The 14,116-nt window shown below is 33.4% G+C and carries 8 protein-coding genes and 1 pseudogene; 3 read left to right on the forward strand and 6 right to left on the reverse strand.

The window, feature by feature from the left end; genetic code table 11:
* The 3 genes and pseudogenes from VIO64_RS17665 to VIO64_RS17675 form a co-directional block, all read left to right on the forward strand.
* Nucleotides 1-937, forward strand: a 937-nt coding sequence (locus VIO64_RS17665; RefSeq protein WP_331920674.1) for an IS110 family transposase, incomplete at its 5' end; no start/stop codon positions are given.
* Between the two features lie 1,242 nt (nt 938-2,179).
* Nucleotides 2,180-3,025: pseudogene (locus VIO64_RS17670) on the forward strand (RHS repeat-associated core domain-containing protein); the annotation flags it as partial.
* A 28-nt stretch (nt 3,026-3,053) separates the two neighbouring features.
* On the forward strand, nt 3,054-3,422 hold the full coding sequence (locus VIO64_RS17675; protein ID WP_331920678.1) for a hypothetical protein: 369 nt from the start codon (nt 3,054-3,056) through the stop codon (nt 3,420-3,422).
* A 106-nt stretch (nt 3,423-3,528) separates the two neighbouring features.
* On the opposite strand, the gene VIO64_RS17680 is transcribed toward VIO64_RS17675, so the two are convergent.
* The 6 genes from VIO64_RS17680 to VIO64_RS17705 all read right to left on the reverse strand — a co-directional run bounded on the left by VIO64_RS17680 (nt 3,529) and on the right by VIO64_RS17705 (nt 13,823).
* The gene (locus VIO64_RS17680) at nt 3,529-4,038 is read right to left on the reverse strand and encodes a YcxB family protein (RefSeq protein ID WP_331920680.1); all 510 of its coding nucleotides are present in this window, start codon (nt 4,036-4,038) and stop codon (nt 3,529-3,531) included.
* Between the two features lie 252 nt (nt 4,039-4,290).
* The gene (locus tag VIO64_RS17685) at nt 4,291-6,261 is read right to left on the reverse strand and encodes an AIPR family protein (RefSeq protein WP_331920682.1); all 1,971 of its coding nucleotides are present in this window, start codon (nt 6,259-6,261) and stop codon (nt 4,291-4,293) included.
* An 820-nt stretch (nt 6,262-7,081) separates the two neighbouring features.
* Nucleotides 7,082-8,986 carry a protein kinase domain-containing protein gene (locus VIO64_RS17690; RefSeq protein WP_331920684.1) on the reverse strand — a complete coding sequence of 635 codons (1,905 nt, stop codon included), beginning with the start codon at nt 8,984-8,986 and terminating at the stop codon, nt 7,082-7,084.
* Between the two features lie 37 nt (nt 8,987-9,023).
* Nucleotides 9,024-11,900 carry a chromosome segregation protein SMC gene (locus VIO64_RS17695; protein WP_331920686.1) on the reverse strand — a complete coding sequence of 959 codons (2,877 nt, stop codon included), beginning with the start codon at nt 11,898-11,900 and terminating at the stop codon, nt 9,024-9,026.
* Nucleotides 11,897-12,535 (reverse strand): hypothetical protein, encoded by a 639-nt coding sequence (locus VIO64_RS17700; protein ID WP_331920688.1) that lies wholly within the window; start codon nt 12,533-12,535, stop codon nt 11,897-11,899. The genes VIO64_RS17695 and VIO64_RS17700 overlap by 4 nt, the downstream gene beginning before the upstream one ends.
* On the reverse strand, nt 12,522-13,823 hold the full coding sequence (locus VIO64_RS17705) for a hypothetical protein (protein ID WP_331920690.1): 1,302 nt from the start codon (nt 13,821-13,823) through the stop codon (nt 12,522-12,524). Before VIO64_RS17705 ends, VIO64_RS17700 begins: the two co-directional genes overlap by 14 nt.
* Nucleotides 13,824-14,116: the final 293 nt, after the last annotated feature.

Genomic DNA, 14,116 nt, shown 5'->3' on the forward strand with positions numbered 1-14,116 from the left:
GGCCATAGCTCACAAAACTGACGGGCATGATGCGTTCTGTGTTGCTAAAGTTCTATTAAATCAATTGGATACCCTTCCAGATGCCTCAATTCATGATGATAGCTGGACCCTGCAGCTTTTAGTATCTCGGCGTAATTCAATCGTCAAGGTTCGGGCTGCATCTAAAAATCAGGTTCACAGCTACATATCGCATCATTATCCAAGCTATCCCAAATTCTTTACGGTAACATACTGTAAGGCCGGAATGGAATTTTTTCAAAACTTTCCCTCGCCATCAAAGCTTAAAGGCATTACCAAAGAAGAGCTGGCAGAATTCCTGTCCATCCATAGCAGCGGATTTTTTGGAATTGAACATGCAGAAAAGATATTGATACTTGTTGCAAAAGATGGCGATACATCAACGGAATATCAGGAAACAAGGGACTTTATTGTGTCTCATTGTATAAAGGAAATAAAGCATTGCAATGAGGAACTGGAAGTAATAGAGGCTGAGATAAAAAAGCATATGAAGCAATTTCCCTACAGGCTTGAAACCATGCCTGGGATAAATACTATAACCGCTGCAATGTTAATCAGTGAAATAGGGGATATTAGAAGGTTTTCCAGTAGCGATAAAATGTGTAGGTATAGTGGAATAAGTCCGGTTGCCTGCTCATCAGGTGACAAGGACAAGAATTTTAGGAACAAACAGGGGAATAGAAGGCTTTACGAGATATTCAGGGATATTGCTTCAAGAAATATCTGTAGAGGTAGGGATAAGAAAAGCCCTATAAATGATACTTTTCTAGAGTATTATAACAAGAAGATATCACAGGGAAAAACAAAACGGCAGGCATTAATTGCAGTAATGAGGCAGATTGCAAAGGTTATCTATTCAATGATGATTCATCAAAGGGAGTATATAAAACCAACAGTTTCCAAAACAGAGAATGCATGATAAGTTAGATTAGAAAAACATCATGATTAAAAAAGGAGCAATAGTTACTAAATATATTATTGAAATAATTAACACTTTATACTTAATCTTGATTTTAACATTATGCAAAATAGCACGCATTATTAAAAAAACAAATATAAATGCTGTAAGTAAAAATGTTAATAGATAACAATATGTAATGGTTGGATATCCTATATTCAGATTAAAAACATGTACCATATAACCAAATGCTACCATTGATAAGTAAGACACGATTGAAGAACTACTCAAAATAATTGAATTTCTGAATCGTTTAACTTCTTCGTCTATTCTTTTGTCAATGGCTGAAAATATAAAAAAATAAATTACAAAATGTACTATAAAAAGAAATATAAAAAAAGGTATCATAAATGCTAACATTAATATACTTACACCAGATGAACTTACACCATCTGGTGTGTTTGCTATCAAAAAGAAATTTTGCATCTTATCCTCTCGTTCAAATAATATTTTAAATGGATTAACTACTTATTAAAAACCTTGCAAATCCCATCAAAAATCCAATGGAAGCTTTGTTTATAAAAGCCCATAAAATATTACTCTTTGTGCTGATACTTTTTCTATATGCAATAAAAAACACGTCAATGCATCCAGATATCAGTCCAATAAGCATCCCATAGATCAGATAATACATTTAAAACCTCATTTACTCAAATACTAATATTTACTTACTAATTATATCAAAAATTCTTTTAACATGAAAACATAAGTGCCAGTGCGAGTTTATAAAACCAACAGTTTCCAAAACAGAAAATGCATGATAGTATATATATGAGCCTTGTTTTTACAGGGCTTTTATATATGCTATCGTGGAAGTAGTGATAATTTTAGGGAGAAAAAGCAATGTTTAAGTGTCCCCATTGTAATAAACGATCATTTTCATTTTTTCAAAAGCTTGGTATTGTTATTTCAATGCGGGGTCATGACTACCAATGCAAAAAATGTGGAAGGTTCGTAACTGTATCTTTTCTACAAGTATTTATATTATTTCTGTTAATAGGTTTTTTGAATCTTCTACCTGTTTTTGCTTTTCCTGAATACATGGAGAAGACAGATAATGCATTTGGGTTCATATTAGTATTTAGCTTATTATTTACAACAACAATATTAGTGCCATTAAGAAAGAAAAAAGTTTAGTTAATTTAGACTAAGTTTCTTCTATAATATAGCACCATAACAGTGTGTATATTACCTAATTAGGGCCACGGTGATGTGACTGCATTGGTTGATGCGTCTGGTACGGTGGTGAATCGGTATCAGTATGATGCATTTGGTAATACAGTTGAAGCTGTTGAGAAGGTGCAAAACCGTTTTCGATACGCCGGGGAGCAGTATGATCAGGTTACAGGCCAATACTACCTAAGGGCAAGATTCTATAACCCAGTTGTAGGTAGGTTTACGCAAGAAGATACATATCGTGGTGATGGGCTCAACTTATACAGTTATGTACAAAATAACCCTATAAACTATTACGACCCAAGCGGATATTGTACTGCCAAGAGCAATCTTTTTGATAGATCAATGACTCGTGAACAGTGGAAAGAGCAATATAGACGCACCAGACTGGGCGAAGGAAACCCTAGTACATGGAATGAATTCCAAAAGGCAAACAAGGGAATGTATGCATCTAGGAAAGATGCTGCGGATGCATATAAAAGACTTATTAAGGATCAGTCACCTTATCCTGATGGGTTTGATAAAGATAAGAATAAGGCTATCTTAAAGCCTGGCACAAGGTTTGAAATGGTACTTAGTCCTGGTCAACCAGAAAATAGACCTGGTGGCTTTGGTACATTTGACCATATAAAAGATGCTGATTATGTTAGAAATGAACTTGCGGTTAAAAAGGACTGGAAAAAACATCTTCAGGAGGTTGTTACCTATGAAGTTACTGATGATTTGCCAGTAATTCTAGGTCCTGTTGGTCCACAAGTTGATAAAAAACGAAAAACTTATCAACCTGGTGGTGGTACCCAATTGGAAATGACAGTAAGCCCGCCAGATAGGATGAAACATCTAAAAGTAGTTGGAAAGCGTAGGATTTACTAATTAATCAAAAAAGGATGTGTAATTAAACTTGAAAGTTAATAAATTTAAAACTGATAAAGCGTTAAGTACTATTTCTTGGTACTTAGATGGACATCCAATAGTTATTAACTGCGAAAATCTTCATGATGCACGTTTGTTTTTGAGGGAAGAAACTATTCTTGCACTTGCTGGAGAAGGGGATTTTCCATCCATACTTTTCGGTTTTTCCATAGATGGTAGCAAAAAGTTTGAAGTGCCTCCACCAGAAGGGTTTTTGTTTTCATATTTTACACAACATGCCACAACAAATATTGCTGTGGTGTGTATAGCAACAACGTATATGGAAGGTCGGTCTGATTGGCATTATTCTGTTGACACTCAAAGTGGAAATCTGATAAAACTTAGTCCTGCATATTAAATAGACGGTTTAATGAAAACAAAGACAAAAGTAAAAAATACGAAATAAAGCTTTATAATGAGACTTAATAGGCTGGGGTTTCCCAGCCTTTCCCGTAACCAACTGTTTATTTGAAATTGCCATTCAAACTACTTTTTAATAGGTTTCTTATATACTGAATTCCTTGGTTTTCTTTAATTTCTCTTTTCGGTATTATAAATGCTTGATATCTTGAAACATATATAATAAAAGCCTTCTTTGTCTCGGCAGCCTTATAAAAGTCTTTCCACTTAATTTTTGCTTCTCCTATTTCGGATTTATTAAAAATTCCTTCATCATCAAAAATATACGTTTGCTCATATCTAAATAGTTTATTGGATTTTAGCAGCCTTTTTCCATACCATAATAGATATAAGATGTACAGGCTGGAAAATACAGAACTAATTATTATTCCTAATATAATGCTAATTAATAACATGTAGACGTCAAATCTATCACCTTTCTGATATCCTCGAAAAAAAAACGTTGCAACGACAGTGAAAATAAGAAAAATAAAGTAACCAAGAACTTTCTTGCCGTAATGATAAAAATAATACGCTTTAATATCTTCAAATAGCATCTTGGTCTTAATCTCCATAAAGATCTCCTTAAATAACAAACTTTAAGTCTATAATATCACTTTTTGGTATAATAAAACAGGATATAATAAATTTTCTGGAAACCAGCAGAGAATATCAGAGGTCTACAGTAGTAGTATTTATGATTTTCAAGTCATAGAAGAATACTATATTACTTATGAATCAATAAAGTGCTACAAATGAGGTATTAATCCAAATTGTAGCACTTTAATTTTGCAATTTAAATCATAGCATTACTGCAATATAGAATGTTAATCCAATATCATTGAAAGTTCCCACCCATACTTGCTATCATAATCATCACTAATTACTTTTGCCTGTATAATATCTGACATTTTCACTTCGTCATGTATGTGAGAAATATACTTTTTTGCAATATTAGATATATGTATAGAACCGTAACTTCTTTCATCTTCAGATTTTATGTTTACATAGACAAAAGAACGGTTTATAGAACTTACTACACATGAAACAATATCACCTTTTTTTAAGTACTGAGTACTATTCTTTGCTGTCGCATACTCAGTAGCAACATCAAGGAGACATGAAGTAAATTCTCTATTTCTATGTAAATTTTCATAAGGCATATTTGAACACCTCTTTATTGCTTCTTCTAAACACGAAATAGCAGTATTTATCAACTGGGCTATTTGATTTTCATCACTAATAATATTCATTAACTCAGTACACTTTTTCTTTAAATTACGACTATTCCCTGCACTAACATCCTTACCAACGGCTATTGCCCTAAGTGCACAAATAATATGAAATTTGAATTTAGTATACTTCGAAAGATTTTTAGCTTTAATTTCATTTACAACTTTATGTGTAAAATAAGCAGAAATATAATAAGGCTCACTTAAACTTCCATCGCTAAAAATTCTGTTACTATATGATTGTAAAAGTTCGCCATAATATCTATGAGTACTATGTGGCTCATTTAAAAACATTGATATATAGGAATATATCTGAGTTGATAGAGTAACCACTTTATTTTTATTAATACCATCAGATAATTCATATTGCTTCGACCGTCTTTCATAATATAGTTTATATTTTGGATCAATAGAATTAAAATAATCTTCTAACCTCTTATGAAATGGCTTTGCAGATGTAAAGGCTTCAGATTTAACTTCTGTTTGTCTATTGGTTGTGTAAATTATTCTATCTAAAACACTTTCATTTTTAACTTCAATAATCTTTGCAAGAAGATAAACATTCTCTCCAATACAATCTTTATTATCAAAAAGAACATAGCTTGTTTGACAGCCATTAACAATTTGATAATCAAATATTTCTACTTCATCACCAATAGGGACAATATTTTTTGCAATTATTGTAATTCCGTTATTTAATACAGCAAAGCATTCTTGTTCTGTTGCATTTTCAATAGTTTTCTTAATTTCTAAATTTACAGGGTTATATCCTTGAAAATCTCTAACATTGTCTTCAAATATATTGTTTAACATATTTCCTTCACTATCTTGAAGTATTTTAACAAATTCTGTGCATTTGATTAGCCCTGTATATGCTTGTTTTATACCATTCATTGGTGGAAAAGAGAACTTTCTTTCCATAACAAACTTTTTACTAATCTTTTTCTTAAGCTCTTTATATGAGGTAATGATTTTTTCATTGTCGTAAGGATAAAAATTTACTGTGCTAAAATCTTGAGTACTTTTAAAGTAATCACATTCAAAGTTTATCCTGTCTTGAAGGTTATTTCCGTCATTCCATTTTCCAGAGCATACATAATATAATTCTAATGCTGGTGGCTCTTGAAAATCTATACTTTTTGAGTATATGATATCTTTTAATTTTACAAATTTCTCTATTTTCTCGTTAGTTTTGGGTTTTTTCTCCACTGGTGCAAAAAAGCACTTTACGCCAAAGCAAAATGTACCAATTTCATCTCCATCAAAACTTTCGCTTGTTTTTGTTTGAACAAATACAAATTTAACATCCGGAGTGCTTGATTGCTTGATAGCCGCATTTAAAGAATCAGCATCTGTAACTAAAATATTATTTACTATTATGCCTATCCCATCAAGTCCTATTTCTCCAGTGTCTGTCATAACTTCTTCAGGGTCAAATCTGTCAACAGTATACTTATTAATAATTAGGCGATTTATGAAATGCTCAAAAGCTGTTTCTTTATTTAAGTTTGTTATCCCGTACTCATCAATATGAGTTTTTAAAAAGCTCTCGATAATCTGGTTCACAAATCACACACCCCTTATGTTACTTTTAGTAAATTAATTTATCAAAATATTCTATTTAAAAATAACAAAAACCTCTATTTTTATAAAAATATTTATCCAAAACCATTAAATTTTTACAAAGGGGTCCTTACAAAGTAAATTTTCTCAACAAGTCTGGGGCCCCCATACCCCTCCTTTAGAAATACTGATGGAGTCATGCTTTAGAATCTTGTATGAAACCATTTTGAAGCATCCTATAGGAGTAGATATTGGGAAAACCTCTCCTCGTTTTTTGAGAAAACCCTCAAAGCCACTAGCAGAGTGGATCCAGGGCAAACCATCTCACCCCTACTTTTTTGTGAATACCCTTGAAGTCGCCAGCGAAGAGGAACATGGGCAAATCCAATCTCCCAAAAAAAGAGTTGGCTTCGCATGCCACAAGCAGAGGCTATTCGGCAAAATTATAGTCTAATGCCACGAAAATAAACCTTTGCTTAACCTAAAAATCTGGTTTATATATAATCTAGTAGGTTTTCTTTGCAGGGTCTTACGAAGACAATCCTGGGCATCCCGTCCCACATTTTTTAAGAAGGTCCTCGGAGTCCCACAGAAAGAAGCTTTGGAAGTGTCTACGTTAGCGACCCTAGAAGTAACTTCGTAGTCAGGGCAGGAAAAGCATACAATAAAAGTTTTATGGTATGCTTTTCCTGCCCATGTAAGTTATTTTTGAATCTCTTGAGCAGTAAAGCTCTAGTATATTACAATAAAATCCTAAATTACTGGTGCAAAAAACTTTTGTATGCTCTATATATCTGCTGCATGAAAATAATTCTGTGTACAATTATTTAATATCTCTATATATTTTTGCTGATTTATTTTTATAGTATGCACATCTATTGTTCTGTATTTCTAAGTTGACAGCGATATTTAAATCATTTTCAAACTCATTTATTGTCTGATAACGTCGCTCTCGTTTATCCATAGCCTTCATAATTACACTTTGACAGAAGACCGAAACATAAAATCTTTTTTTCGGTAGTTTACTACTTAATAAATAATATAGTAGAGCCCCTAGAGAGTAAATATCAGATAGATGGTTAGAATCTGCTAAATTATTTAGTTGGTAAGGATCAGTGAAATCTTCTCGCCCATATCCTCTTTTTGATAAACCAGTATGAAATGATCCTGATTTAGGGTCTTTTGCAAGTCCAAAATCAGCGATTTTGACTTCCAAACCATAATCAGTTTTATATAATAAAATATTATTTGGAGCTAAATCTCGATGATATTTGTTTTTTTCATGTAAATACTTAACACCTGATATAATTTCGTTGAAAATTTTAATACGTTGATCATCAGAAGCATCACGGCTATCTTTTATCCATTTTTCTAGAGAAAAACTTGCTATCGGCATAGTAAACCAGAAGGGGGAAGATTCAAGTTGAGTCTTCATAACATTTATTATATTTTTGTGCCTCAACTCTTTTGTTAGCAATCTAACTTCTCTTTTAAATCGAAGTAAATATTCATCTCCGTCATTTCCATAAACTTGTTTAAAGTAACTTTTTGGGAAGAGAACTTTGCAAGCTACAATTTTTTTTAATTCAGGATCAAATACTTTAAAGACTCTTGCAAAAGAACCGCTACCTATTTCTTCCAAGGCAATTAATTCAAACTGTTGTCTTATATACTCTGTTTTTAACATCTGTTTGTTTAAAGCATTAATAGACTGCTTCAAACCATTCAACGTAGACTGTCGAACTTCTTGGGAACTTCCTTCAATAATCTCTTTGCTAAAAGCTTTATATGCTAGCAAAAAAGTATTACTTGGAGAACCTCCAATTATCTGGGCAATCTTTTGGATGAGATTATTTATTTCATTATTTAAAAAAAATAATTTTTCTTTTTGAATTTCTGGCTCTAATAGCTTATCAAGCAGTTTTTGTAATTCATCTATTGGTGAAATTAATATTAGGGGTGCATGTAAAGTACCATTTATATCAGAAAGAAACACTGAGTCAAGCTCATCTAAAGTTATACCTGCCGAAAGAGCAATTTCATTCTTATAAGTGCTTAACGATCTGGGGTGTCTCAAGATTTTATTTGATAGATAACGCCATGGTAATTTTTCTCCATGTTCCTTTAAATTAATATAATAAGCAATAGCAAAAACTATAGATTTGAATTTTCTAAATGATCTATACTCTGCAATTACATAGCCTAATGAGTCTTTTATTTCCTTTTCGTCAATCCACTTTAATAAATGTTCTTTCATCTCACTCTCAGTATTATTCAGCATGTCCATTACCGAATCTTTTAGCTTCATAAGCTCTAGATTATAATCTGGTATTTCCTCTATTAAGTATTCCATAACTCTAGGATCAAATTGAATTGTTTTAGGTGACCATTCAACCGTTTTTCGAGGCTTTAGATTTTTAAAGGCGATTTGTATTATGCCATCTAACAAAAGAATCTCTAAACAATCGTTTAAATCCAACCATGTAAATTTTTCAAGAGCATGTTTAACAACGGAATTATACTGTTTTGGTCCTTTTAAAAGTAATTTAAGAACAAAGTCCATAATTATCTTTTTGCCATGTGGTTTATTTAATGTAACCTCTATTCCACTATACTTACGTCCACTTGCCAACATTTCAACGGGGAAGCGATACTCATCCTTGTATTTTTTGTTTACTTCTATTCCTAAGTGATGCTCATCGATCTTAAAAATATGTTCTGGAACCATCTTTAGCCATCTCCTTTATTGCTGTTTCCTTCGTGTGTTACAAGTTTCCTCTGGAACGTTTTTTTAATATGAGCTGATTAGCAAATTCCTTTCCAGACTCACAAGCACTACAGGTAAAAGCATGATCTATCCAATCAATGCTTTTCAATGATTCGCCCTGTTGATGTGTGATAAAGTACTGGATATCAGTGACCTGTAGAAGTTGCCCCATTTCATTACCACGGTCATCATCTACCCGGGCTTTTGGCTCATCTAAGAACATGATTGGTGATATTTTCCCATTTTTGTTGTCACTTAAAGCAGCTAGTAAAATCATTAAACTGGTGCTGGCTTTTTGCCCTGAACTAAGGTGAGGGCCATCAACTGCAACAGGCTCCTTTCCATCAAAGCCAATATACAAATGAATTTCCCATGTCTCAGGATCGGGAGTTATTTCGACCAATTTCCCTTTGGCTGAAGCTTTAAGAAGATCTGCAAAACTTTCGAATGCCATTATATAGTCTTTCATAATCTCTTTAATATGCCCTCGGAACTGAGACAGTAAGTCATCACAAGTCCGTTCAAGATTATTTCTATCCTCTTTCAACCTATATAGGTTTTGGATAAGTATATCGACTTGCCCTTCCTTAACTTCTACTAATCGGATAATTTCTTCATTAACAGAAGGATCGTAAAGTTTTTCCTTTTCTAGAATGATTGTATTTAACTTATTGTTCATTTCCTTTGAAGTAAACAAATTGCCTTGCTGGTCCCAAAAGGCACTACCTTGTATATCATAAGAGATAAAGGCAATATCATCTTTACTTAGTCCCAATACTTTTAATTCTTCCAACGCCTGTTTTACAGAAGTATCAACAGAACCAACTTTTTGTTGCAAATCGGTGTAACGTTTTTTTAGTTCTATCGCCTTCTGTAGGGCTTGTTCCTTATTTGCAGTAAAGATTGCATTTTCTTTTGTAGCAGCATGCTCATTATTTCGTATCGCACCTTTTTCCATCTTTGCCTCGGCCTTTTTTTGCATTGATTCTTCAATTAACACTGATAGTTTTTTTACTTCATCTTCTAATAAATAATGTGCATGTTCCATCTCCGGCAATTTGGCCAGTTGTTCTTGTTTTGTAACAGCCTCTTCTACTTCCCTTAGCTCATTTTGGAGTTTATGGATACTATCTTTCAGTTCTTTTACAGCTTTGTCCTTATTGAAAATTATCTCGTAGGTTCGTTTTTTCTCTTCCTCAATGGCTAGTTTTCCACAACATAGGCTATGGTATTTCAAATGAATTGCACCATCGTCATCTTGAAGTAACCCTTCAATAGTAATGCTTTCAATCCCATGTGCCTGAAGATTATGACCTTCTTCTACTGTCTCAACCAGATAAACATGATTTAAACGTTCAAGATATCCTTCGACCTTTTCCTGGTAACTGATATTAATAGCGGATCGAATGCTGGGATATGTAATATCCTTTCTTGGTGACAAATTGTTTCCGGCCTTTGGTAGAGATACACGGGCACCATATTTAGCACCTTGTTGCAGTTTTTTTGCAAAAAGGTAATTGTTGGGTTCTACAATGATCCGATAACGGTTGTTGCCAATATACGCTTCGATTGCCTCTTGCCATTTTCTCATTTCAGGTCTCACACTAATAGCATCGGCAATCATAATAAACGAAATTTGGTTTGCCTCAAGAATTTGCCTAAACCTTTTTGCTTCATCTTTATAGGGCAGAAGGTCTTTTTTTAAATCGGAAATTCTTAACTCCAACTGGCTAAGTTCAGTCCGCATCTGGGAATAATTTAGCTTAGTATTATCTAGCTCCTTTACCAAAATGTCTTTGAGCTGACCTAAATATTCATTATTTTGTGGTTCAATATGTTTCAAGATACTTATTTGCCTAGCAAGATTTTCAATTTCGCGATCCTTCAATGCTTTTTTAGTTGTTTGCTCGGTAATCTCTTGATTCGCTTGCTCCTCAATGTCATCTAGCTGTTTGTATTCCACTTCCAGTTGGTCAATTTCTTTTTGTTTATTTATAATTTTCACAGTTAGCTCATTTACTTTATCCGCCTCAACTTTTCCCTGTCTTTCAACTTCGGTCATTTCAGCTTTTACAGACCTCAGTGTTTCCTGAAATTCGAAATATTCAAGTTTTTTTAGTCGAACTCTTGTTTCTTTAACTTCCTTTTCTTTAGCTTGATAAAGACGAAATTTTTGTGCTTTTTGCTTGGTCTCTTCAAATCGGCTTTGGGCTTGCTCCATTTCTTCTTCTGCCCGCTCAATGGCTACTTCTTGTTCATATAATCTCTGTTTACTGTCATCATATCGTTTTTTATAGCTTTTGGCTCCTTTTAAATCAAAGATTAAATTAAAGAGCGTATGCGGAGATGAGTTTACTACTTCCCTTACAGTATCGGGGCTCATTGCCATTAGATTACGAAATTCTTTTGTTATCCCAAGACATTGCTCTAAAACCTCCAAATATTCACCAACGTTCAGAAGTACTTCACTATAAGCTTTAGTATTAAAATGAAGGTCCTTCAAATCATGAAATTCTCCATCAAATAAATAATAGTCTCTAGACCATGAACTTTGATCATTTTTATAAATCCTACAACAAGCAGTGACCACATCTTTAAATTTTCTAGCTAATTCAAAAGGACGTACACCGTTCACCGACAGATTATGGAATGCAACTCTAACCACGGCCCAGTTGCTCTTTTTATGTACGTAAAATGAAAATGTTCTTTTGCTTTCAAAATGACTTGCTCCCAACATGAGGCGAAGTCCATCCCATATTGTCGTTTTCCCGTGACCGGATGGACCAATGAAGGCATTAACTTTTTCATGTACCTTATAAGGTTCTTTTGTTGGAGGAAGATAGCCCCAAAATACAGTAGAAAAATCTTTAATCATTCAATAGCCTCCTCACTGTCGACCATATCTTCTTCTTTGATTTTCTTGATTGATTTCAGACTTTCTGTCATTCCTTGGATTACATAATCGCATATGTCCATAAGCATGTCACTATGAAACATATACATGGCAGGCCCAACAGTTATTTTTGATTTTCCTTTCTCAAAAAAGACATAGTAATGCCTTTTTAGAGGTGCTAGCAATGCTTCAATTGTCTTTTGTGGGCTCTTCTTTCCTTGCTGAAACTTCGCTCCATAATTATAAATAAGTTCATCGATTGTCAGACTCAGTTCACTTTCTGGCTCAACATGACGAAGCTCTTTGGGAAGGACCAGCTTGGCATAAATTATTGTTAATAAGGCCATATGCCTTCTGTCAATCCCTTTAACTTTCTTTAAAAAATAATCGAACGAATTAGTGTCATACTCTTTTTTTAATCGTATTACGTACCAGTCAGTTCCGGGAGGATTGAGCAATTCATACCCTGTTAGAGAAAGATAGGTTTGAACATCTCTAAACAGATTAATATTTCTTTCTATTGGCCCTATCTCTTTTTTGGATATCCATCCATAATGAAACAGTGAGCATATTCTTTGTGCTTCGGGATTAATAGTAAATACTCTAATTTGATCCATTGTTACATCTCCTTATAAGGCACTCAGTTACGACATCAACCGGACATTCCGCCAACTTTTTATACGCATCGTTTACTTTGAGTCTAAATAATTCTTTTCCCGAAACTTCCTCTTCTTCATTATTTCTTAATTCACTGGTTAGTTTGATTAGTTGACCTGTCTTATACATGGCCTGTCCGAAGTTATCTATATTATTAAAAAGTATCTCATCCATCGGAGCTTCATCTTTCAACTTCATTTTCATCACTATTTCTTGATAAAAAAGCTCCATAGGGTTTTCAATCCGTTCAGAAATCATTTCTTCTTCAATGATATCTACAGGCTCGGGGGGAAGCGTTGCTATGATCTCTTCTTTTTCGTTTTCAAAAAATGCCCGTGTTCTACTTTCGATGATTTCCTCTCTTAACTGATAAACTTGTTTTGGTGCCGAAAAGTTTTTTTCAGCAAAGCTTGCCAAAGCTTCTTTTGATGCTTCATGGAGAGCTATTTCTATCATTTCAGGAGAAATAAATTCACCTAAACCTTTTTGGCTTTCTCTTTGAAATTGAATGGCCAAGGAAAGGATTTGCGTTGTCAAATCAAGAATGATACTTGTTACATCGAAAAATTCATCATATTTCGCTCTGTTAAAAATATTTCGGTTGCTGTTAAGGATTTTCTGCGTATTTTTAATTACTTTGATAATTCCTTGCATCTGTTTGCCGATCTCCAAAATTTCACGTCGCGACTTCTTCTGAATAACTCGTTCTAGATAACCTTTCCATACTGACAGTTCTCGAAATCCTATATTTTTAATAGACTCTGTTTGCTCTATATCCATATTAAATTCATCGACAAACTCTGCTAGCATTACGGTAGTTTTAATCTGCTCTTCCATAGAGAGGTTCTCTTTTGCAAAGGATAAAAACATTGAGGACAGAAAAGACCTTACCTTTCCAGGGACTTCATAGTCAAATCCATCAAATTCTATCCAGCATTTTTGTGCCAGCTCTTTAATAACTTTATTCCGTGTCCTTTTACTCATATAGCTTAAATGCTTTTGAGCTTCTTCCATTGAAAATCGACCAGCTTCACTAGCTAATGTTTTGGCTCCTGCTAAAATAAGAGTTATCAATTGAGAGTTTTTCAATCTAAAAATTTCAAATAGTTTTAGATGTTTTTCGATGTTTTTGACCATAACAATATCTTTATGCGATAAATCATAATCGTTCTTTGCTTCTTCTACATTTTCATCTTCATGATCAATATCAGCATAGCCTGTATCATGTTTCATATGAGTTTTGTTCATTTTAATCACCTAATTAATTACACTTTTTTATTAAACACCACTACCATGATTTACACAATTAATTTTCATGTAAAATTATATCATTTAATCACTTTTTATGGAATAGAACATCATATGATGTGTAAAATTTTTGTCATATCAGCCTCACACAAAAGGTTTTTTACAGCAGTAATTTAGGATTTTATTGTAATATACCAGAGCTTTACTGCTCAAGAGATTCAAAAATAACTTACATGGGCAGGAAAAGCATACCATAAAACTTTTATTGTATGCTTTTCCTGCCCTGACTACGA

The organism is Pseudobacteroides sp., from assembly GCF_036567765.1.
In the GTDB taxonomy this organism is placed as follows: domain Bacteria; phylum Bacillota; class Clostridia; order Acetivibrionales; family DSM-2933; genus Pseudobacteroides.

Bases quoted from the DNA above. Each gene is read 5' to 3' on its own strand.
- VIO64_RS17690 (WP_331920684.1), bottom strand. From the start codon at position 8,986: ATGGTTCCAGAACATATTTTTAAGATCGATGAGCATCACTTAGGAATA.
- VIO64_RS17680 (WP_331920680.1), bottom strand. From the start codon at position 4,038: ATGGAGATTAAGACCAAGATGCTATTTGAAGATATTAAAGCGTATTAT.
- VIO64_RS17695 (WP_331920686.1), bottom strand. From the start codon at position 11,900: ATGATTAAAGATTTTTCTACTGTATTTTGGGGCTATCTTCCTCCAACA.
- VIO64_RS17700 (WP_331920688.1), bottom strand. From the start codon at position 12,535: ATGGATCAAATTAGAGTATTTACTATTAATCCCGAAGCACAAAGAATA.
- VIO64_RS17705 (WP_331920690.1), bottom strand. From the start codon at position 13,823: ATGAACAAAACTCATATGAAACATGATACAGGCTATGCTGATATTGAT.